Raw genomic sequence first — 21,746 nt, 5'->3', positions numbered from 1 at the left:
CGCGACCGGGTTAGAGCCGGATCGCGCCAGGCGTGATCCGGCCTACAACGATTCTGATGTTTTCCCGGTAAGCGCAGCGCGCCACCGGGGGAAATGTTCAACTGGCCGGTTTCTTCATCATACTGAAGATAAACATCAGCGCCGCACACAGCACCACCGACGGGCCGGCAGGCGTGTCGTAAAACGCCGAGAAGGTGAGTCCGCCGGTGACGGCGATAATACCGACAACTACTGCCACACCCGCCATCTGTTCAGGCGTACGGGCAAATCGGCGTGCAGTAGCGGCCGGGATAATCAGCAGTGAGGTGATAATCAGCGCACCCACAAACTTCATCGCCACCCCAATCGTCAACGCGGTCACCAGCATCAACAGCAACTTCACGCGCTGCAGTTTAACGCCATCGACAAAGGCCAAATCAGCGCTGACGGTCATCGCCAGCAGATTGCGCCACTGCCACAGTAAAATACCGAGAACGATCACCACGCCAATGGCGATTGAGATCAGGTCTTCCGGCGTCACCGCCAGCAAATCGCCAAACAGATACGCCATTAAATCGACGCGAATGTTAGACATCAGGCTAACCACCACCAGGCCAAGCGACAGCGCGCTGTGCGCCATAATCCCGAGCAACGTATCTACCGCGAGGTGAGGGCGCTTCTCAAGCCAAACCAGACCGGCGGCAAGCAGCAGCGTCACGGCAATCACTGCGTAAAACGGGTTCACGTCGAGCAATAAGCCAAAGGCCACGCCCAGTAAGGAGGCGTGCGCCAGCGTATCGCCAAAATAGGACATTCTTCGCCAGACGACAAAAGAGCCCAGCGGACCCGCGGCGCAGGCAAGCATAACCCCGGCAAACCAGCCGGGTAATAACAGTTCAATCATGAGTGTCCATTTCCCCGACGCAGGACAATTCGTCCCTGTAAATCATGGCGATGATTATGGTTATGGCGATAAATGCCCAGCTGTTCTGCTCCACGAGAGCCGAACATAGAGATAAATTCCGGGTGCATCGACACCACTTCAGGCGTGCCGGAGCAGCAGATATGGTGATTCAGACACAGCACTTCGTCGGTTTTCGCCATCACCAGATGCAGGTCATGCGAGACCATCAGAACGGCGCAGTCCAGCTCACGACGCAGCTGATCGATGAGATCGTACAGGGCGACCTGGCCGTTCACATCCACGCCCTGAGTCGGCTCATCAAGAACCAGCAGCTGTGGCTTACTCAACAACGCGCGTGCCAGCAGAACGCGCTGGGTTTCACCCCCGGAAAGTTTCTGCATAGGGGCTTCGACCAGATGGCCTGCCTGAACGCGTTTCAGAGCGGGGAGAATATCGTCTTTACGCGTGCCTGGACGCAGTCGCAGGAAACGGCCTACCGTTAAGGGCAGCGTGGCGTCAAGATGTATTTTTTGCGGGACGTAGCCGATTCTTAACTTGTCGTCGCGCTTGATGACGCCAGCATCAGGTGCTACCAGCCCGAGAACCACCCGAACCAGCGTCGATTTGCCCGCGCCGTTTGGGCCGAGCAACGTTAAAATTTTGCCGGGTTTGAGGACCAGCGATACGTCAGAGAGGACGCGGCGCTGACCAAAAGATACCGAGATATTTTCAAGAGAAACTAAATTCGTCATGTCAATTTAAGCTTGCAGAAGTCAACGAATGTTATAATATCACATTCCACGCATTCATTACGATCATAAGTTGCATTATGTTACATAAAAATACGCTTCTTTTCGCAGCATTATCCGCTGGCCTTTGGGGTTCAGCAGCACAAGATGTTAACGCCGCCGTTGTCGCTTCGCTTAAACCACTGGGATTCATCGCTTCGGCCATCGCCGATGGTGTCACAGAAACCCAGGTGTTACTGCCTGACGGGGCATCTGAGCATGACTATTCGTTGCGCCCATCTGATGTAAAACGCTTACAGAACGCGGACTTAGTGGTCTGGATTGGTCCAGAGATGGAAGCGTTCATGCAAAAATCCGCGAGTAAAGTTCCGCCGCAAAAACAGGTCACCATTGCCGAACTGGCAGGCGTGAAACCGCTGCTCATGAAAGGGACTGACGACGACGAGCACGAAAGTGACCATGACCATGCCAATAGCGAAAAAGGTGACGACCATCACCATCATGGCGAGTACAACATGCATCTTTGGCTCTCGCCAGAGATAGCGCGGCTCTCAGCGGTTGCAATCCATGACAAATTAGTGGAACTTATGCCGCAAAGTCGAGCCAAACTAGACGCCAACCTGAAGGATTTTGAGGCACAATTAGCCGCAACCGATAAGCAGGTAGGTAACGAGCTGGCACCGTTGAAAGGTAAAGGGTATTTCGTTTTTCATGATGCCTATGGCTACTATGAAAAACACTACGGGCTGACCCCGCTGGGTCATTTCACCGTCAACCCGGAAATTCAACCTGGTGCGCAGCGTTTACATGAAATCAGAACACAGTTGGTTGAGCAAAAAGCAACATGCGTTTTTGCTGAGCCACAGTTCAGGCCAGCGGTCGTTGAAGCCGTGGCCAGGGGAACGTCCGTGCGCATGGGAACCCTGGACCCGCTTGGAACCAATATTCAGTTGAGCAAGGCGAGCTATTCGCAGTTCCTCAGCCAATTGGCGAACCAGTATTCGAGCTGCCTGAAAGGAGATTAACGAGGAAGTGAACACGTGCAACAGATAGCCCGCTCTGTCGCCCTGGCATTTAATAATCTGCCTCGACCCCACCGCGTTATGCTGGGGTCCCTTACAGTTCTTACCTTAGCGGTCGCCGTCTGGCGGCCCTATGTGTATCACCCACATTCAGCCCCCATCATTAAAACCATCGAACTGGAAAAGAGTGAAATTCGCTCCTTGCTGCCCGATGCCAGTGAACCTATCGATCAGGCCGCCCAGGAAGACGAAGCGATTCCTCAGGATGAGCTGGACGACAAAACCGCCAATGAGGCGGGTATTCACGAATACGTTGTCTCCACGGGCGATACGCTGAGCAGCGTGCTCAATCAGTATGGTATTGAGATGGGGGATATCAGCCAGCTCGCCGCATCAGACAAAGAGCTGCGTAACCTCAAGATTGGTCAACAGCTGTCCTGGACGCTTACCAACGATGGCGATTTGCAACGTCTGACCTGGGAAGTCTCCCGTCGTGAAACCCGTACCTACGATCGTACCGAAAACGGTTTCAAGATGACCAGCGAAATGCAGCAGGGCGACTGGGTTAACAATGTGCTGAAAGGCAAGGTTGGCGCCAGCTTTGTCACCAGCGCGCGCGATGCGGGTTTGACCAGCGGCGAAATCAGCTCAGTGATCAAAGCCATGCAGTGGCAGATGGACTTCCGCAAACTGAAAAAAGGCGACGAATTCTCGATCCTGATGTCCCGCGAAATGCTAGACGGCAAGCGTGAGCAAAGCCAACTGATGGGTGTGCGTCTGCGCTCCGAAGGCAAAGATTACTACGCCATCCGCGCGGAAGACGGTAAGTTCTACGACCGCAACGGTACGGGCCTGGCGAAAGGATTCCTGCGCTTCCCGACGGCGAAACAGTTCCGCGTTTCATCCAACTTTAACCCGCGTCGTCTGAACCCGGTCACCGGCCGTGTCGCGCCGCACCGTGGCGTTGACTTTGCGATGCCGCAGGGCACGCCAGTGCTCTCTGTCGGTGACGGTGAAGTGGTGATTGCTAAACGCAGCGGCGCGGCAGGGTACTACGTTGCCGTTCGTCACGGTCGCACCTATACCACCCGCTACATGCACCTGCGTAAGCTGCTGGTCCAGCCGGGGCAGAAAGTGAAACGCGGCGACCGCATTGCGCTCTCTGGCAACACCGGACGTTCCACCGGCCCGCATCTGCACTATGAAGTGTGGATTAACCAGCAGGCGGTGAACCCGTTGACGGCGAAACTGCCGCGTACCGAAGGTCTGACCGGCAAAGATCGCACCGATTATCTGGCCCAGGTCAAAGAGGTCATGCCGCAACTGCGCTTCGACTAGATTTTTGTCATCTAAAAGCCGGTGCAGAGATGCGCCGGCTTTTTCTTTTGTGCGATACACTCTGCCTCGCTACACTATCTCAAGATTATTTTTTGCTTCACCAGACCCTGGAACCCGCATGGAAACCCAAAAAAACAACAGTGAATACATTCCCGAGTTTGAGAAATCTTTTCGCCATCCGCGTAACTGGGGCGCCTGGCTGGGTGTCTACGCATTTGCGGGCCTTGCGCTGCTTCCGGCATCATTTCGCGATCCCGTCCTCGGTAAAATTGGCCTGATTGCCGGGCGACTCGGCAAAAGTGCGCGCCGTCGTGCGCAGATCAATCTGTTCTACTGTTTTCCGGAAAAAAGCGACGCGGAACGTGAAGCGATTATCGACGCTATGTTTACCACCGCACCGCAGGCGATGGCGATGATGGGCGAGCTGGCGCTGCGCGGGCCAGAGAAGGTCAAAAATCGCGTGGACTGGAAAGGGCTGGAGATTATCGATGAGATGCGTCGCAACAACGAGAAAGTCATTTTTCTCGTGCCGCACGGCTGGGGCGTGGATATTCCGGCGATGCTGATGGCGTCGCAAGGCCAGAAGATGGCGGCCATGTTCCATAATCAGGGCAATAAAATCTTCGACTACGTCTGGAACACCGTCCGCCGCCGTTTTGGTGGCCGTCTGCATGCGCGTAACGACGGTATCAAACCTTTTATTAAGTCGGTGCGCGAAGGCTACTGGGGCTATTACCTGCCGGATCAGGACCACGGTGCCGAGCACAGTGAATTCGTGGATTTCTTTGCGACTTACAAAGCGACGCTACCTGCGATTGGTCGCCTGATGAAAGTTTGCCGCGCCCGCGTGGTTCCGCTGTTTCCGATTTACGATGGCAAAACCCATCGTCTGACCATTGAAGTACGTCCACCGATGGACGATCTGCTGGACGCCGACGATCACACTATCGCGCGCCGCATGAACGAAGAGGTTGAAATCCTCGTCGGACCACACGCCGAGCAGTACACCTGGATTCTGAAACTGCTCAAAACCCGCAAACCCGGCGAGAAAGAGCCGTATAAGCGAAAAGAGTTATTCCCGAAGAGATAATTTTTGCTACCCATCAGATAACGTTCGCTTTACGCGTGCAGGAGGGGGCCTTTCTGTACGCGTTGTTGCGTCAGTAGCTCAGGATTTTCCATTCTCACCAGTCGCCGTAAGGGTAGGTTTTAGCTTTAATCAAAAGAGGGAAAAACAGGCGGAGCAAGAAGAGGAAAAAACTGTCGGGAGCGAATCCCCCGACAGTATGGCGAAAATGCAGTTACTCGACAGTCATCACACGCGTGGTGTTCGTTGAGCCGATGGTGCTCATTACATCACCCTGGGTGACGATCACGATGTCACCAGAGACCAGATAGCCTTTATCGCGCAGCAGATTGACGGCATCGTTGGCAGCTGCAACGCCGTCGTTGGTGCTGTCGAAGTACACCGGCGTCACGCCACGATACAGGGCAGTCAGGTTCAGAGTGCGCTCATGACGCGACATAGCGAAGATTGGCAGGCCGGAGCTGATACGGGATGTCATCAGCGCGGTGCGGCCAGATTCAGTCATGGTGATGATCGCGGTAACACCTTTCAGGTGGTTCGCCGCATACATGGCAGACATGGAAATCGCTTCTTCCACGTTATCGAACTGAATGTCCAGACGATGTTTAGAGACGTTAATGCTTGGGATCTTCTCAGCGCCCAGACACACGCGCGCCATCGCCGCAACGGTTTCAGCAGGATATTGGCCCGCTGCCGTTTCAGCAGAGAGCATTACCGCATCGGTACCGTCCAGCACGGCGTTTGCCACGTCCATCACTTCCGCACGGGTTGGCATTGGGTTGGTGATCATCGACTCCATCATCTGAGTCGCGGTAATCACGGAGCGGTTCAGCTGACGTGCACGACGGATCAGCGCTTTCTGGATGCCGACCAGTTCCGGGTCACCGATTTCAACGCCCAGATCGCCACGGGCAACCATCACCACATCAGACGCGAGAATCACATCGTCCATCGCTTCCTGGCTGCAGACGGCCTCTGCACGCTCAACTTTCGCGACAATGCTCGCGTCGCAGCCTGCATCACGCGCCAGACGGCGAGCATAGTTCAGGTCTTCGCCGCAGCGCGGGAAGGAGACGGCCAGATAGTCGACGCCAATCTGCGCGGCAGTGATGATGTCGGCTTTGTCTTTTTCGGTCAGGGCTTCAGCGGAGAGGCCACCGCCAAGTTTATTGATGCCTTTATTGTTGGAGAGCGGGCCGCCAACGGTCACTTCGGTGAACACTTTCATGCCCTGAACTTCAAGCACTTTCAGCTGTACGCGACCATCATCAAGCAGCAGGATATCGCCAGTTACCACGTCAGCAGGCAGACCTTTATAGTCGATACCTACTCGCTCTTTATCGCCTTCGCCTTTACCCAGGTTGGCGTCGAGGAGGAATTTATCACCGATGTTAAGGAAAACTTTGCCTTCTTTAAACGTCGAGACGCGGATCTTAGGACCCTGCAGGTCGCCGAGGATAGCCACGTGACGTCCCAGTTTTGCCGCGATCTCACGGACCTTGTCTGCACGTAATTTGTGATCTTCTGGCGTCCCGTGAGAGAAGTTCATGCGTACCACGTTGGCGCCCGCGGCGATAATTTTCTCGAGGTTATTATCGCGGTCAGTTGCCGGACCTAAGGTGGTAACGATCTTGGTTCTGCGAAGCCTTCTGGACATGTAATACTCCGTTGACTGAAACAACTTTGGTGTTGCGTGAACATAGATTCGGTGCTGTGTAGAAATTACCGAATACCGAAAAAAGTAACAACCTTATAACAACATTTAGGGTACATCGCCCTTAATGAGCAATTCTTTATCAAAACGCGATTCCTTGAGCGCTTCTTTGACACGCTTCAAGTTATCTCTGAATTTCGCGCCACGACGCAGCGTAAAACCCGTGGCCAGCACGTCGAGGACGGTTAATTGCGCAAGCCGCGACACCATCGGCATATACATGTCGGTATCTTCCGGCACATCCAGCGTGATAGCGAGCGTTGATTCTCGCGCCAGCGGCGTGCCAGCGGTGGTAAGCGCAATCACCATGGCATCGTTTTCACGCGCCAGCTGCGCCAGTTCCACCAGGCTTTTGGTCCGACCGGTGTGAGAGATCAGCACTACCACGTCATCTTCGTTACAATTCATACAGCTCATGCGTTGCAGCACTATGTCATCAGAGTAGATGACCGGGACATTGAAGCGGAAAAATTTGTTCATCGCATCGTGGGCAACCGCAGCGGAAGAGCCCAGCCCGAAGAAGGCGATTTTTTTCGCCTGGGTCAGCAAATCGACAGCGCGATTGAGTGATGCTTTATCCAGCGATTGCCGCACATGGTCGAGCGTCGCCATTGCCGATTCAAAAATTTTGCCGGTATAGGCCTCTACGCTGTCGTCTTCATCGACATTACGATTTACATAGGGCGTGCCGTTTGCCAGACTCTGGGCCAGATGCAGTTTAAAATCGGGAAAACCGCGCGTCTCAAGACTGCGACAGAACCGGTTGACGGTAGGTTCACTGACCCCCGACTCCTGCGCCAGAGCGGCGATGCTGGAATGGATGGCCTGAGTGGGCGAGGCGAGAATTACTTCAGCCACTTTACGCTCGGATTTGCTAAGGTGTTCCAGTTGAAACTGGATTTTTTCCAGCATGTTCATGATGACAAGACACTCATGGGTGGAAGCGATTTCATAAATTGATGAAATCGTGATTCGAATTAGGAAGAATATACCCCTCTGACCTGGTCAAAGGGTAATGAACAACAGCAAATGTTGTTGTTTTTTTTCATTACTTGATCGCGGTCGGGTTTTGGCAACGACCCGGCGGCACAAAGAATCAACGAATTTGTGGTCATTGCTGTCACTGAGGCGTGCAATCATCGAAAAATCGCGTTATCGCACGCGACGTTAAGCGCTAATGGTTTCGGGAATGACGTAAAAGCAGTACAGTGCATTGTAATAAAATTACAACGATATTCTGGCAAAAGCACCAGGATATCCAACTGAGGAGAATGACATGGCGGTAACGCAAACAGCCCAGGCATGTGACCTGGTCATTTTCGGCGCGAAAGGCGATCTTGCACGCCGTAAATTGCTGCCTTCCCTGTATCAACTGGAAAAAGCAGGCCAGATCCACCCGGACACTCGCATCCTGGGGGTGGGCCGCGCTGACTGGGATAAAGACGGCTACACGAAAGTGGTGCGTGAAGCGCTCGAAACGTTCATGAAAGAGAAAATTGATGAAAGTTTGTGGGATGCGCTGAGCGGTCGTCTTGATTTCTGCAACCTGGATGTTAACGACACCTCTGCGTTTGGTCGTCTCGGCGAGATGCTGGACCAGAAAAACCGTGTGACCATTAACTATTTCGCGATGCCGCCAAGCACCTTCGGCGCCATCTGTAAGGGCCTGGGCGAAGCCAAACTCAACGCCAAACCGGCGCGCGTAGTGATGGAAAAGCCGCTGGGCACCTCGCTTGCGACCTCTCGTGAAATCAACGACCAGGTGGGCGAATACTTCGAAGAGTGCCAGGTCTACCGTATCGACCACTATCTCGGTAAAGAGACGGTACTGAACCTGCTGGCGCTGCGTTTTGCGAACTCCCTGTTTGCCAACAACTGGGACAACCGCACCATCGATCACGTGGAAATTACCGTGGCCGAGGAAGTGGGCATCGAAGGCCGCTGGGGTTACTTTGACCAGGCCGGTCAGATGCGCGACATGATCCAGAACCACCTGCTGCAAATTCTCTGCATGATCGCCATGTCTCCGCCGTCTGACCTCTCAGCGGATAACATTCGCGACGAGAAAGTGAAAGTGCTGAAATCTCTGCGCCGTATCGATCGCTCGAATGTGCGTGAGAAAACCGTCCGCGGTCAGTACACCTCCGGTTTCGCGCAGGGCAAAAAAGTCCCTGGCTATCTGGAAGAAGAGGGCGCGAACAAGTCCAGCAACACCGAGACCTTCGTGGCGATCCGTGTCGATATCGACAACTGGCGCTGGGCGGGTGTGCCGTTCTATCTGCGCACCGGTAAACGTCTGCCGACCAAATGCTCTGAAGTTGTGGTCTATTTCAAGAACCCGGAACTGAACCTGTTTAAAGAGTCCTGGCAGGAGCTGCCACAGAACAAGCTGACGATCCGTCTGCAGCCTGATGAGGGCGTGGATATTCAGGTGCTGAATAAAGTGCCGGGCCTGGATCATAAGCACAACCTGCAAACCACCAAACTGGATCTGAGCTACTCCGAAACCTTCAACGAAACGCACCTGGCTGATGCTTACGAGCGTCTGCTGCTGGAAACCATGCGTGGGATTCAGGCGCTGTTCGTGCGCCGCGACGAAGTGGAAGAAGCCTGGAAGTGGGTCGACTCCATCACTGAAGCCTGGGCTGCCGATCAGGATGCGCCAAAACCGTATCAGGCAGGCACTTGGGGACCGGTTGCGTCCGTGGCGATGATCACCCGCGATGGCCGTTCATGGAACGAGTTCGAGTAAACCGGAAGCTAATCCAAACGGGTTATTTTACCGGTAACATGATCTAACACAGATTGTGGCACAATTTTTAATCATTTAAGCTCCACGTGGATTCACCCGTGGAGCTTTTTTTATTACACTGGCTGAAGCGATTTTGCCCCCCGAGCTACGGACTGCAAGCGTTTCAGCCTTGTTAATACAAGCGATTCATCTTGTTAACTCCCGAGCCTGGACAGATAAATTAGAGGAGCTTTTATGAATCCTGTATTGTTACGCGTAACACAATGCATTGTTGAGCGCTCAAAAGAGACACGTTCTGCCTACCTCGCCCGCATCCAGCAGGCGAAGACCGACACGGTACATCGTTCGCAGCTCGCCTGCGGTAACCTGGCCCACGGTTTCGCAGCCTGCCAGCCGGACGACAAAGCCTCGCTGAAAAGCATGCTGCGTAACAATATTGCGATCATCACCTCCTACAACGACATGCTCTCCGCTCACCAGCCGTACGAACACTACCCGGAAATTATTCGCAAAGCGCTGCACAGCGCTAACGCGGTCGGGCAGGTGGCGGGTGGCGTACCCGCCATGTGCGACGGCGTAACCCAGGGCCAGGATGGAATGGAACTCTCTTTGCTGAGCCGCGAAGTGATCGCCATGTCTGCGGCAGTAGGCCTGTCCCATAACATGTTTGACGGCGCCCTGTACCTTGGCGTGTGTGACAAAATTGTCCCGGGCCTGGCGATGGCTGCGCTCTCCTTTGGTCATCTGCCCGCGATTTTTGTGCCGTCAGGCCCAATGGCGAGCGGTCTGCCAAATAAAGAAAAAGTCCGTATCCGCCAGCTGTATGCCGAAGGCAAAGTGGATCGTATTGCCCTGCTGGAAGCCGAAGCCGCGTCGTATCACGCCGCGGGAACCTGTACGTTCTACGGCACCGCCAACACCAACCAGATGGTGGTGGAATTCATGGGCATGCAGCTTCCGGGTTCCTCCTTCGTACAGCCAGATGCTCCGCTGCGCCAGGCGCTGACCGAAGCCGCTGCGCGTCAGGTCACGCGTTTGACCGGCAACGGCAACGAGTGGATGCCGCTCGGCAAAATGGTGGACGAAAAAGTGGTGGTGAACGGGATTGTTGCCCTGCTGGCAACCGGCGGTTCAACTAACCACACCATGCACCTGGTGGCGATGGCACGCGCGGCCGGTATTCTGATTAACTGGGATGATTTCTCTGAGCTGTCTGAAATTGTGCCGCTGATGGCGCGTCTCTATCCGAACGGCCCGGCGGATATCAACCACTTCCAGGCGGCGGGCGGTGTGCCCGTGCTTATCCGCGAACTGCTGAAAGGCGGCCTGCTGCACGAAGACGTCAATACCGTAGCCGGTTTTGGCCTGCAGCGTTATACCCTGGAGCCATGGCTGAACGACGGCCAGCTCGACTGGCGCGAAGGCGCGCAGAGTTCTCTCGACGCACAGGTTATCGCCACGTTTGCGAAACCATTCTCACATCACGGCGGCACCAAAGTGCTGAGCGGCAACCTGGGTCGCGCGGTGATGAAAACCTCCGCTGTGCCTGTTGAAAACCAGATCGTAGAAGCCCCTGCGGTGATTTTTGAAAGCCAGCACGACGTGCTGCCTGCGTTCGAGGCCGGCCTGCTGGACAAAGACTGCGTCGTCGTGGTTCGTCATCAGGGACCAAAAGCGAACGGCATGCCAGAATTACATAAACTTATGCCACCACTTGGTGTATTATTGGACCGCTGTTTCAAAATTGCGTTGGTCACCGATGGACGACTCTCTGGCGCATCAGGTAAAGTGCCATCAGCGATTCACGTCACCCCCGAAGCCTATGACGGTGGGTTACTGGCGAAAGTACGCGATGGCGATATCATCCGCGTCAATGGCCAGACAGGCGAGCTGACCCTGCTGGTGGATGAAGCCGAACTGGAAGCCCGTAAGCCGCATATTCCTGACCTGAGCGCGTCGCGTGTGGGAACAGGGCGCGAAATGTTCAGTGCACTGCGCGAGAAACTCTCCGGTGCTGAGCAGGGCGCAACCTGTATTACGTTTTAAGACGACAAGAATTATCGATCTGGCGAGAGAAAACACTGATGAAAAACTGGAAAACAAGTGCAGAAGCAATCCTGACAACTGGCCCGGTAGTGCCGGTTATCGTGGTGAATAAACTGGAGCACGCTGTCCCAATGGCGAAAGCGCTGGTTGCAGGTGGAGTTCGTGTGCTGGAAGTGACGCTGCGTACCGCCTGCGCGATGGACGCGATCCGCGCTATCGCAAAAGAAGTGCCGGAAGCGATTATCGGTGCCGGTACCGTGCTGAACCCGCAGCAGCTGGCGGAAGTGACCGAAGCGGGCGCACAGTTTGCAATCAGCCCAGGCCTGACTGAGTCACTGCTGAAAGCGGCAACCGAAGGCACCATTCCGTTAATCCCGGGTATCAGCACCGTGTCTGAACTGATGCTGGGTATGGATTACGGCCTGAAAGAGTTCAAATTCTTCCCGGCTGAAGCTAACGGCGGCACCAAAGCTCTGCAGGCGATTGCAGGTCCGTTCTCTCAGGTGCGTTTCTGCCCGACTGGCGGTATCTCTCCGGCGAACTACCGTGACTATCTGGCACTGAAAAGCGTGCTGTGTATCGGTGGCTCGTGGCTGGTTCCGGCCGATGCGCTGGAAGCGGGCGACTGGGATCGCATTACTAAGCTGGCGCGCGAAGCTGTGGAAGGCGCGAAGTAATTTTTGCAGTGGCGGGTGTGAACCCGCCCGACAAAACCGAAAATACTGGCCGGGCAAACACGCGTTGCCCGGCTTTTTTATGCTTTCACACTCACGGCTTGCGCCGCACTGACCGCCCGCTCAACCGCTGTTTCCACGCTATCGCCGGTGGCTAACGCCACGCCCAGGCGACGAGTTCCGTCGATTTCGGGTTTACCAAACAGACGCAGCTGCAGACCCGCGCCGACGGCGGCATCCACATTATCAAACGTGACATTCTGGCTGGTCAGCCGGGGCAAGATCACCGCAGAAGCCGCCGGGCCATACTGACGAATCCCGCCCACCGGCAGCCCCAGAAACGCGCGAACGTGCAGAGCGAACTCCGAGAGATCCTGGGATATCAGCGTCACCATTCCGGTGTCGTGAGGACGCGGAGAGACTTCGCTGAAAATCACCTCATCGCCGCAGACGAACAGTTCCACGCCAAACAGACCGTGACCGCCCAGCGCCAGCACCACTTTGCGGGCAATCTCCTGCGCGCGCTCCAGCGCCAAGGTGCTCATCTGCTGCGGCTGCCAGGATTCCCGGTAATCGCCGTCTTCCTGACGATGGCCAATGGGATCACAGAAGTGAACACCGTCAACGGCGCTGACCGTCAGCAGGGTGATTTCGAAATCAAACTTCACGACGCCTTCGACGATGACGCGCCCGGCACCGGCGCGGCCGCCCTGTTGGGCATAATCCCACGCCTTATCAAGCGTGGTTTCGTCGCGGATAAAGCTCTGGCCTTTACCGGAGGAGCTCATCACCGGCTTAATGATGCACGGGTAGCCAATTTGTTCGACGGCTTGCAGGAAATCCGCTTTTCCATCGGCAAAACGATAGCTGGAAGTCGGTAGCGCCAGCTCTTCGGCCGCCAGGCGACGAATGCCTTCGCGGTTCATGGTCAGCTTGGCTGCGCGGGCACAAGGCACCACACGCTGACCTTCCTGCTCAAGGGCAATAAGCGTGTCGGTGGCAATCGCTTCGATTTCAGGGACCACAAAGTCAGGCTTTTCCTGTGCAATCAGCGCGCGAAGTGCGTCGCCATCGAGCATATTGATGACATGCGCGCGGTGCGCGACGTGCATTGCCGGTGCATCCGCATAACGATCGACGGCAATCACTTCAATGCCGAGACGCTGGCACTCAATGGCCACTTCTTTTCCCAGCTCGCCAGAACCCAGCAGCATGACGCGCGTCGCGGATGGACGCAAAGCAGTTCCTAAAAGAGTCATCATATCCCCCCTAAAAAAGTTGCGCGCAGTATAAACGAAAACGTTTGCGTCTGTCTTCCACCAGGCGCAGATGTCCTGTGCGCAGGGGGAAATTTGCGCTTCTTTAGTGCGGGCAGACATTTCCTGACATCGCCTCGCATAGGCTGTAACCATAACGAACCGTAGAGTGGGGAATATTATGTCAGGCTGGTTGAATCAACTGCAGTCCATGTTAGGTCAGAAAGCGTCGTCGTCCAGTGAGCAAGGACTGAGCAAGCTGCTGGTACCGGGGGCGCTGGGTGGGCTGGCGGGTCTGCTGGTCGCCAATAAATCCTCCCGCAAACTGCTGGCGAAATACGGCACCGGCGCACTGCTGGCGGGCGGCGGGGCAATCGCCGGAACGGTTTTGTGGAACAAGTACAAAGACAGAGTACGCACTGCCCATCAGGACGAGCCGCAGTTTGGTCAACAGGCCTCGTCGCTGGATGTGCGCACTGAACGGCTGATCCTGGCGCTGGTGTTTGCCGCCAAAAGTGACGGTCATATCGACGATAATGAACGCGCCGCCATCGAACAGCAGATGCGGGAAGCGGGCGTTGAGGCGCAGGGGCGGGCGCTGGTGGCGCAGGCGATTGAACAACCGCTCGACCCGATGCGTCTGGCGCAGAGCGTGAAAAACGAGGAAGAGGCGCTGGAGCTCTATTTCCTGAGCTGTGCGGCTATCGATATCGATCACTTTATGGAGCGCAGCTATCTGAATGCGCTCGGCGACGCGCTGAAAATTCCGCAGGACGTACGCGACGGGATTGAGCAGGATATTAAGCAGCAAAAACAGGCATTACCGGGCTAGTAATATTTGGCGGTTGTCACGTTTCGCTTGCATCGTGCGTGTGTTTTGCCACCCTTATAGGGTGTAAAACCAAAAAGAAAAACTGACATGCTGCCAAAAGCCCGACGCATTCCCAAAGCGATCACCACCCATGGTGATACGCGCATCGATAATTACTACTGGCTGCGGGACGACGATCGCTCGCAGCCGGAAGTGCTTGATTACCTGCATCAGGAAAATGACTACGGCCGAAAGGTGATGTCTTCACAGCAGGCGCTTCAGGACAGCCTGCTCGGTGAAATGGTGGCGCGCGTGCCACAGCGCGATATTTCCGCCCCCTGGACCAAAAACGGCTACCGCTATCGTCATCTCTACGAGCCGGGCAGTGAGTATGCGATTTACCAGCGTCAGTCGGTGCTGAGCGCCGAATGGGATGAGTGGGAGACGCTGCTCGATGCCAATCAGCGCGCGGCGCACAGCGAGTTCTATACGCTCGGTGGGCTGGGCATTTCGCCTGATAACACCATTATGGCGCTGGCGGAGGATTATCTGTCACGCCGCCAGTACGGTCTGCGGTTTCGTAATCTGGAAACCGGAAACTGGTATCCGGAAATGCTGGATAACGTCTCGTCTGATTTTGTCTGGGCGAACGACTCCGAAACCGTCTATTACGTTAAAAAGCATGCCTCTACGCTGCTGCCTTATCAGGTATGGCGGCACACGGTGGGCACATCTTCAGGCAACGATGAGCTGGTGTACGAGGAAAAAGACGAGACTTTCTACGTCAGCTTGCATAAAACCACTTCGCGCCACTATTTGATTATCTCGCTGGCCAGTGCGACGACCACCGAAGTCTTGCTGCTGGACGCCGAACTGCCCGACGCGCAGCCGCTCTGTTTCCTGCCGCGCCGCAAAGATCACGAGTACAGCCTTGACCATTTCCAGCACACCTTCTACCTGCGCTCTAACCGCGAGGGCAAAAACTTTGGCCTGTATAAAACCAAAGTGCGCGATGAACGCAAATGGGAAGTGCTGATCCCGGCGCGCGAGCAGGTGATGCTCGAAGGTTTCACCCTGTTTACCGACTGGCTGGTGGTGGAAGAACGTCAGCGAGGGCTGACCAGTATTCGCCAGATCAACCGCAAAACCCGCGAAGTGGTGGGCATAGCCTTTGACGATCCGGCGTATGTCACCTGGATTGGCTACAATCCGGAGCCGGAGTCGTCGCGGCTGCGCTACGGCTATTCGTCAATGACCACTCCCGACACGCTGTTTGAACTCGATATGAATACCGGGCAGCGGCGCGTGCTGAAACAGGCTGAAGTGGCCGGTTTCGATGCCAGCTGCTATCGCAGCGAACACCTGTGGATCACTGCGCGCGACGGCGTGGAAGTCCCGGTGTCGCTGGTGTATCACAAAGATCATTTCCACAAGAGTAAAAATCCGCTGCTGGTGTACGGCTACGGCTCGTACGGCGCCAGCATGGACGCAGATTTCAGCAGCAGCAGGCTGAGCCTGCTCGACAGGGGATTTATCTTCGCCATTGCCCATGTGCGCGGCGGCGGCGAGCTGGGGCAGCACTGGTACGAAGAGGGGAAATTCCTGAAGAAGAAAAATACCTTTAACGACTATCTCGACGTGTGCGACGGGCTGATTGCGCAGGGTTACGGCGATCCGCACCTGTGCTTTGGCATGGGCGGCAGCGCAGGCGGCATGCTGATGGGGGCGGTTATTAACCAGCGTCCTGAGCTGTTTAAAGGCATTGTCGCGCAGGTGCCGTTTGTCGACGTCGTCACGACCATGCTCGACGAGTCTATCCCGCTAACCACCGGTGAATTTGAAGAGTGGGGCAATCCGCAGGACGAAACCTATTACCGCTACATGAAGGAATACAGCCCCTACGACAACGTCGAAGAGAAAGCCTATCCGCACATGCTGGTGACGACGGGCTTGCACGATTCACAGGTGCAGTACTGGGAACCGGCAAAATGGGTAGCAAAACTGAGGGAACTCAAAACGGACGATAATCTGCTGCTGCTGTGTACGGATATGGATTCCGGCCACGGCGGGAAATCGGGGCGATTTAAATCTTATGAAGGGGTGGCGCTGGAGTATGCCTTTCTGATTGGCCTGGCGCAGGAGACGCTGCCAGGCCATGTTGCGACAGATTAAGCGTCGTCGAGGTAGTGACGAAGCGTAAGGCGCAGCTCCGGGCTCATGCGGTCGAGGTTATTGTATAACCAGCGCAGATAGCCCGGATCGCGCTCAGCCACTTCGGACACCGGTTTGCCGCGGTATTTACCAAAGGTAAACGTGGTCAGCAGCGCCGGACGGCCGGTAATGGTCGCCATATCATCCGGCGTCCAGCCGGTGGTATTCATGATATCAATGAGCAACGCCGCCGTGATATAGCAGTCATACAGGGCACGGTGGTGGTGCAAACCTTCCGGCGTTTTCACACTGAGCTTACGGGATTTATACAGCGCCATATTGCTGTATTTAATCCCCGGCCACGCCCGACGCGCCAGTTTCATGGTGCAAATCCACTCGCCTGGCATCTCCGGCAGCACGCGCCGGTCGAAACTGGCGTTATGTGCCACGTACCACTGGCTGCCGAAATAGTTCGGGATGACATCCTCAATCCAGGGTTTGTCGGCCACCATCGATTCTGTGATGCGGTGGATAGCCATCGCCTGCGCGCTGATAGGGCGGTCAGGCCGAACCAGATGGCTCATGGGGTTGACGATCTGTCCGTCAATAACGTCAACAGACGCCACCTCTACAATCCCGCCTTGAAGGTCACAGGTTTCGGTGTCGATTACACGCAGCATGGCTCACTCCTGGCCGTAAAAACGTTAGCGTAATGGAATGATATCACCTTGCCAACCCTGCTTACCCCATGTTCCGGTTAATAACAGCTCGCCCCGATCCGCGCGAACAATGAGCTGGCCGCTCGAATCCCACAGCGCGCTGTGCCCGTCTGAATTCGCCATCAGTACCGTGATCGCATATTTATGGGCAAAGCGTTGCAGGCGGTTGATAGCGTCTCGCCAGCGCGTTTCGCCTACCGCCTGGCTGCAGGTATACAGCGCAGCCAGCGGATCAATATTCAGCAGTTCCGTTTTCCCCTCAACAATCGTCAGCTGCGGATCGCCGGGGATAAGACACGCGCCGCTGCCCTGCGGGTAACGCATAGGCTGGCGTTGATTAGGGCAAAAGAGCGCCAGACCTTTCTTACGCGCGCCGTCGGTCTCAAGGGTAATACCTGCAATCACCGTGATTGCCAGGGCGTGCGCGGCGTCAACTATCGGCAGCAGGGCCTGCTCGCTGGGCGGTTCGGGTAAAGTGGTGTTATCGGTGGCAGGGCCGGTCAGTGAAAGCTCAGGGAAAACCAGCAGATTGCACTGCTGGCGGGCAGCAGCGTCGATAAAGCGAAGATGATGCTGCACGTGGGCATCGATGCAGTTATGCCGGGAGGCATACTGCGCGGCGGCAATATTCCATTGGGACATCGTGACTTCCTTATACACTAGTCGCAGGGTTATTGATAATACACCTGAATACTTCAGGGTTTTCTTATCCTGCCATAATCCATGTAAGGAAATGTAACGAAGCGCCGGGTTTACTTAACTTTAGGTTCGTACGGCAAACGCGACAGGGTCACGGATTTCAGGCGATGGGCGATCAAGCGCTCGCGAAACCAGTCGCGCAGATGAGGGGGCTGTTCGCGCTCAACCACTTCGGCGATCACCGGCATGTTATAGCGCTCTTTAAATGCCACGCCCGCAGCGGCGAGATCGACATTCACTTTGTCCATCTCATCCTGGGGGAGGGTAGCCAGATTAATGTTCATTGCCTTCTCCTGTTTATGCGGCGCCAACGTTACCGCGGTTACCCTGCGTTGACAAGCCGCGCAGGATCGTCCTCGACTCCGATATTATACAGCGTTATCCTCTGTCATATAGACATAACCAAAAGGAATGATTGATATGGTATTCACCGCATCCCGCGCGGCTTGCGCTCTGGCATTTCTGCTTTCCGTCGCAACGGTTCCTGCTGCACTGGCTCATGCCCACCTTAAACATCAGTACCCGGCCGCCGATGCGGCGGTGACGGCTGCGCCGCAAGCGTTGACGCTCAATTTCTCGGAAGGCATCGAACCGAAATTTAGCGGCGTATCGATCACCGGCGATAAACAGCAGATCGTTAAAACCGGTGTCGTGAAGCGCGCAGAGAATGACAATACCCAGCTGATTGTTCCCCTCGAACAGGCATTAACGCCGGGGACCTATTCCGTGGACTGGCATGTCGTTTCGGTCGACGGCCACAAAACCAAAGGCAGCTATCACTTTAGCGTGAAGTAACATGCTGGCGTTCAGTTACGTCGCCCTGCGCTTTATCCATTTTGCGGCACTGATGCTGATTTTTGGCAATGCGTTTTACAGCGCGTGGCTGGCTCCCTTTTCCCTGCAACGGCTGATGACGCGCCGCTTTCAGTGGCAGCAAAAGATCGCGGCGCTGGTGAGTTTGTCGGCGGCGCTGCTGATGCTGGCTGTGCAGGGCGGGCTGATGGGCGACGGCTGGGGTGATGTTATCCAGCCGCAGATCTGGCACGCAGTGGCCAGCACCCGCTTTGGCGGCGTCTGGCTGTGGCAAATCGTGTTTGCGGTCCTGACCGCTTGCGCGGCGTGGATCGCACCTGCGAAAAGCGCGCGTCTACTGCTGTTGCTTGCTATCGGCCAGTTTATTTTGCTGGCGGGAGTCGGCCATGCGGCGATGCGTGATGGAGTTGCGGGGATCGTGCAGCGACTGAACCACGCGATCCATCTGCTCAGCGCAGCCACCTGGGTGGGCGCATTACTGCCACTCGTCTTTTGTATGCGGCTGGCGAAAGGGCGCTGGCGCGTTCCGGCTATCTATACCATGATGCGTTTTTCCCGCGTGGGACATTATGCCGTGGCGGGCGTGATCCTGACCGGCATCGTCAATATGCTGCTGATCCTCGGGCTGAACTGGCCGTGGCGCACGGAATACGGGCAACTGCTGTTGTTGAAATGTGCGCTGGTGGCGATGATGGTGGTAATTGCGCTGCTGAATCGGTATTTTCTGGTGCCACGATTTCGTCCTGAATCGGGGCGCGAACAACAATTCTTTATCTGGATGACACAGGCTGAGGTGGTTCTGGGCGCGCTGGTGCTGGCAATTGTCAGTCTTTTCGCGACCTGGGAGCCTTTCTGACAAGGTTTAAAACGTATGAAAAAAACAGTCCTTTCTCTCGTATTGCTGGCGTGCGCCGGTTCCGCGTTTGCCGCCCCACAGGTGATTACCGTGAGTCGCTTCGAGGTGGGTAAAGACAAATGGGCCTTTAACCGTGAAGAGGTGATGCTGACCTGCCGTCCGGGCCATGCGCTGTACGCCATCAACCCGAGCACGCTGGTGCAGTATCCGCTGAATGACGTCGCCGAGAAGCAGGTCGCCAGCGGCAAAAGCAACGGTCAGCCTATCAGTATCATCCAGATTGACGACCCGCAAAACCCGAGTCAGAAGATGAGTCTTGCACCCTTTATCGAGCGAGCTGAGACGCTCTGCTAGTCTCTGCTTTCCAATAAAAAAACCGCAGTCTTCTTACAGGAAGAACTGCGGTTTTTTCGTTTCAGGATGCTCGAACGTGAAATTTTCCGGCCACTTTTGCTGCGGACTGGAAAACCTGGCGTCGTCATCTATTCTTAAAGTGTCAGGCGACTTGAGCCTGCATTAATGCCAACTTTTAGCGCACGGCTCTCTCCCAAGAGCCATTTCCCTGGACCGAATACAGGAATCGTATTCGGTCTCTTTTTATCTATCTTTAATCTCAGTCACTTACGGCACTCCGTCCGAAAATGTCCTAAAATTGTCCGAATTTCAATATTCGGTATTTCCCGTTATACCACACCATTTTTAACATTCACAATTCATTTACGCGTAAAAACTAAATCATCACGAACTCTTTTTTTCTGCTGTCCAGGTACTTGGCGGTCATTTTTTCTGACTTGTGCCCGAACAGCTTCTGCGCAAATTCCTTCCCAAATTCCACTTCATACATTCTCCCTGCCAGGCTTCGAATCTCATGAAACGATGGCGGGTTGTCGGTAAATTTAAGCCCTGAAAAATTTCTCGCCTTTACAAAACCCTTTGTCAGACTATCCAGATTAATGCTTCCATCTTCGCTGTTTTTTCGTATCCCCGGACTAATCATAAAATCGCACCGGCTAACCAGGCGGCAGCGGTCGATCACCGTCGACAGGCGCAGGCCTGATGCCTTCAATGTCAGTGAGAGAGGGATAGCCAGACACGCGCCAGTTTTTTGCTGCTCGATATAAAGCCGGTCGTCTTTGATGTCGGTAAAACGCATCCGGGCGACATCCTCGCGGCGCTGGCCGGTGACAAGCGCCAGATCCATCGCCAGGCCAAACCATGATGGCATACGTTCAGCGCCAGCCCGTACGGCTATGAATGATTCGTACTCCAGACGTTCTCTCAGCACTTCAATTTTTGGTGCGCGGGTTGGTGTCACCGGGTTTGCATCAACGCGTCCCTCAACAACCGCCTCGCGGAAAACATCAGAGAGTACCGATCGCATTGTGCCCGCCATTGTCGTTTTGCCGCACGCCGTCCAGCGCTCAAGAAATTCTGCAACGTCGCGGGTAGTGATGCTGGCCAGCACCAGTGCGCCAAAATGTTCGCCGATCGTCGCCAACTGCCCATTCCGTACTTTGTATGTGTTGGCAGCCAGTTTGCGGCGCTGCAGAATGACTTCATATCGATCAAGCCAGTTGGTCATGGTGTATTCGTTGGTGCCCTTCAGTTGCTCCAGCAACGCGACAGGGGAGTAATTTTTTTCGATGTAGTGATTCGCTTCAATAGCCTGGGCAATAGCATCCCTGCGTGAAATTTTACCCAGTGGTATTTCCCCACCGTCGAGAGGGTTGCGCCAGGCGTAGGTTTTTCTGGCTTTACGATAGGTCAGATTTTTTGGCAGATTTACATCATACTTGCCCGGCCTCGCCATCAATAATCCTCTCAATCAACCGCCCCTTTAATGGGTGTCTGCTTTGTTTAACGTTCAGTGACTTACAGTATTTATTGGGTCTGATGTATATGGCGTCAGGCCTGACTTTATACTGAGTGCCTTCTATTTCTGGTGGCGGGTAAATATTCCCGTTACGCGCCCATTTTCTGAGTGTTCCAATTGGCGGCGGATCCTCATATCTATCTTCCGCCCAGCGTTCGAGTGTTAAAAGCTTCATTAGCACCTCGATAGCCAGCCGTTACGATATACGCAACAGCTGGCGCAGGTTGATTATCAAAAATCAGTCGTCGATCAGGACGTCCAGCCAGACCGCAAAAACGATAAGTAGCACGACGACCACAAAGA

At 55.1% G+C, this 21,746-nt stretch carries 21 protein-coding genes; 11 read left to right on the top strand and 10 right to left on the bottom strand.

Features of this window, described 5'->3' with window-relative positions; all coding sequences use genetic code 11:
* Positions 1 to 97 precede the first annotated feature (97 nt).
* Together znuB and znuC are read right to left on the bottom strand one after the other, a co-directional pair.
* Positions 98 to 883: a zinc ABC transporter permease subunit ZnuB gene (gene znuB / locus ACB496_RS13070; protein WP_102103984.1), complete on the bottom strand. Its 786-nt coding sequence runs from the start codon at positions 881 to 883 to the stop codon at positions 98 to 100.
* A complete protein-coding gene (znuC, locus tag ACB496_RS13065; protein ID WP_100779781.1) occupies positions 880 to 1,635 on the bottom strand; it encodes a zinc ABC transporter ATP-binding protein ZnuC in 756 nt (251 codons plus the stop codon). Before znuC ends, znuB begins: the two co-directional genes overlap by 4 nt.
* A gap of 77 nt (positions 1,636 to 1,712) precedes the next feature.
* Here znuC and znuA point away from each other — a divergent pair, with 77 nt between their 5' ends.
* The 3 genes from znuA to lpxM all read left to right on the top strand — a co-directional run bounded on the left by znuA (position 1,713) and on the right by lpxM (position 5,082).
* Positions 1,713 to 2,657, top strand: coding sequence for a zinc ABC transporter substrate-binding protein ZnuA (znuA, locus tag ACB496_RS13060; RefSeq protein WP_129036346.1), 945 nt, complete (start codon positions 1,713 to 1,715; stop codon positions 2,655 to 2,657).
* Between the two features lie 15 nt (positions 2,658 to 2,672).
* Positions 2,673 to 3,992, top strand: a complete 1,320-nt coding sequence (mepM, locus tag ACB496_RS13055; protein ID WP_371972811.1) for a murein DD-endopeptidase MepM — start codon at positions 2,673 to 2,675, stop codon at positions 3,990 to 3,992.
* Between the two features lie 118 nt (positions 3,993 to 4,110).
* The gene (gene lpxM / locus ACB496_RS13050) at positions 4,111 to 5,082 is read left to right on the top strand and encodes a lauroyl-Kdo(2)-lipid IV(A) myristoyltransferase (protein WP_268195924.1); all 972 of its coding nucleotides are present in this window, start codon (positions 4,111 to 4,113) and stop codon (positions 5,080 to 5,082) included.
* 211 nt (positions 5,083 to 5,293) lie between these two features.
* Here the strand turns inward: lpxM and pyk are convergent, their stop codons facing one another.
* Positions 5,294 to 6,736: a pyruvate kinase gene (gene pyk / locus ACB496_RS13045; protein WP_100779785.1), complete on the bottom strand. Its 1,443-nt coding sequence runs from the start codon at positions 6,734 to 6,736 to the stop codon at positions 5,294 to 5,296.
* Between the two features lie 105 nt (positions 6,737 to 6,841).
* Positions 6,842 to 7,711, bottom strand: coding sequence for a MurR/RpiR family transcriptional regulator (locus tag ACB496_RS13040; protein ID WP_371972809.1), 870 nt, complete (start codon positions 7,709 to 7,711; stop codon positions 6,842 to 6,844).
* A gap of 358 nt (positions 7,712 to 8,069) precedes the next feature.
* On the opposite strand from ACB496_RS13040, the gene zwf reads away from it, so the two are divergent.
* From zwf to kdgA, 3 genes are all read left to right on the top strand, one after another.
* Complete coding sequence (gene zwf / locus ACB496_RS13035) at positions 8,070 to 9,545, top strand: glucose-6-phosphate dehydrogenase (protein ID WP_100779787.1); 1,476 nt, start codon at positions 8,070 to 8,072, stop codon at positions 9,543 to 9,545.
* 234 nt (positions 9,546 to 9,779) lie between these two features.
* Entirely contained in the window at positions 9,780 to 11,591 is a 1,812-nt protein-coding gene (edd, locus tag ACB496_RS13030) for a phosphogluconate dehydratase (RefSeq protein WP_371972806.1), read from the top strand.
* A gap of 38 nt (positions 11,592 to 11,629) precedes the next feature.
* Positions 11,630 to 12,268 carry a bifunctional 4-hydroxy-2-oxoglutarate aldolase/2-dehydro-3-deoxy-phosphogluconate aldolase gene (kdgA, locus tag ACB496_RS13025; RefSeq protein ID WP_371972805.1) on the top strand — a complete coding sequence of 213 codons (639 nt, stop codon included), beginning with the start codon at positions 11,630 to 11,632 and terminating at the stop codon, positions 12,266 to 12,268.
* Positions 12,269 to 12,345: 77 nt separating this feature from the next.
* On the opposite strand, the gene purT is transcribed toward kdgA, so the two are convergent.
* Positions 12,346 to 13,524 (bottom strand): formate-dependent phosphoribosylglycinamide formyltransferase, encoded by a 1,179-nt coding sequence (purT, locus tag ACB496_RS13020; protein WP_371975235.1) that lies wholly within the window; start codon positions 13,522 to 13,524, stop codon positions 12,346 to 12,348.
* 178 nt (positions 13,525 to 13,702) lie between these two features.
* Between purT and ACB496_RS13015 the strand changes: the two genes are divergently transcribed.
* Positions 13,703 to 14,353 (top strand): tellurite resistance TerB family protein, encoded by a 651-nt coding sequence (locus ACB496_RS13015; protein WP_102103977.1) that lies wholly within the window; start codon positions 13,703 to 13,705, stop codon positions 14,351 to 14,353.
* Positions 14,354 to 14,440: 87 nt separating this feature from the next.
* On the top strand, positions 14,441 to 16,504 hold the full coding sequence (ptrB, locus tag ACB496_RS13010; RefSeq protein ID WP_371972802.1) for an oligopeptidase B: 2,064 nt from the start codon (positions 14,441 to 14,443) through the stop codon (positions 16,502 to 16,504).
* Here ptrB and exoX read toward each other — a convergent pair.
* The 3 genes from exoX to ACB496_RS12995 form a co-directional block, all read right to left on the bottom strand.
* Complete coding sequence (gene exoX / locus ACB496_RS13005) at positions 16,501 to 17,163, bottom strand: exodeoxyribonuclease X (protein WP_100779793.1); 663 nt, start codon at positions 17,161 to 17,163, stop codon at positions 16,501 to 16,503. The two genes, ptrB and exoX, sit on opposite strands and share 4 nt — an antisense overlap.
* A 24-nt stretch (positions 17,164 to 17,187) precedes the next feature.
* Complete coding sequence (locus ACB496_RS13000; RefSeq protein WP_102103976.1) at positions 17,188 to 17,844, bottom strand: carbon-nitrogen hydrolase family protein; 657 nt, start codon at positions 17,842 to 17,844, stop codon at positions 17,188 to 17,190.
* A 110-nt stretch (positions 17,845 to 17,954) separates the two neighbouring features.
* Positions 17,955 to 18,185 carry a DNA polymerase III subunit theta gene (locus ACB496_RS12995; RefSeq protein WP_100779795.1) on the bottom strand — a complete coding sequence of 77 codons (231 nt, stop codon included), beginning with the start codon at positions 18,183 to 18,185 and terminating at the stop codon, positions 17,955 to 17,957.
* Between the two features lie 136 nt (positions 18,186 to 18,321).
* Between ACB496_RS12995 and yobA the strand changes: the two genes are divergently transcribed.
* Genes yobA through ACB496_RS12980 form a run of 3 tightly spaced genes read left to right on the top strand, consistent with a single transcriptional unit; the run spans position 18,322 to position 19,924 of the window.
* Positions 18,322 to 18,696 (top strand): CopC domain-containing protein YobA, encoded by a 375-nt coding sequence (gene yobA, locus ACB496_RS12990; RefSeq protein WP_371972799.1) that lies wholly within the window; start codon positions 18,322 to 18,324, stop codon positions 18,694 to 18,696.
* Between the two features lies 1 nt (position 18,697).
* The gene (gene copD, locus ACB496_RS12985; RefSeq protein WP_231275793.1) at positions 18,698 to 19,570 is read left to right on the top strand and encodes a copper homeostasis membrane protein CopD; all 873 of its coding nucleotides are present in this window, start codon (positions 18,698 to 18,700) and stop codon (positions 19,568 to 19,570) included.
* A 15-nt stretch (positions 19,571 to 19,585) separates the two neighbouring features.
* Positions 19,586 to 19,924 carry a YebY family protein gene (locus ACB496_RS12980; protein ID WP_100779798.1) on the top strand — a complete coding sequence of 113 codons (339 nt, stop codon included), beginning with the start codon at positions 19,586 to 19,588 and terminating at the stop codon, positions 19,922 to 19,924.
* Between the two features lie 376 nt (positions 19,925 to 20,300).
* Here ACB496_RS12980 and ACB496_RS12975 read toward each other — a convergent pair whose 3' ends face one another.
* Positions 20,301 to 21,380: a tyrosine-type recombinase/integrase gene (locus ACB496_RS12975; RefSeq protein WP_371972796.1), complete on the bottom strand. Its 1,080-nt coding sequence runs from the start codon at positions 21,378 to 21,380 to the stop codon at positions 20,301 to 20,303.
* A complete protein-coding gene (locus ACB496_RS12970) occupies positions 21,358 to 21,618 on the bottom strand; it encodes an excisionase (protein WP_371972794.1) in 261 nt (86 codons plus the stop codon). The genes ACB496_RS12975 and ACB496_RS12970 overlap by 23 nt, the downstream gene beginning before the upstream one ends.
* Positions 21,619 to 21,746 lie beyond the last annotated feature (128 nt).

This window comes from Lelliottia nimipressuralis (assembly GCF_041464075.1).
GTDB classification, from domain to species: Bacteria; Pseudomonadota; Gammaproteobacteria; order Enterobacterales; family Enterobacteriaceae; genus Enterobacter; species Enterobacter nimipressuralis.
Note: the sequence above shows the minus strand (reverse complement) of the source record. Positions and strands in the feature narration are given on the sequence as shown.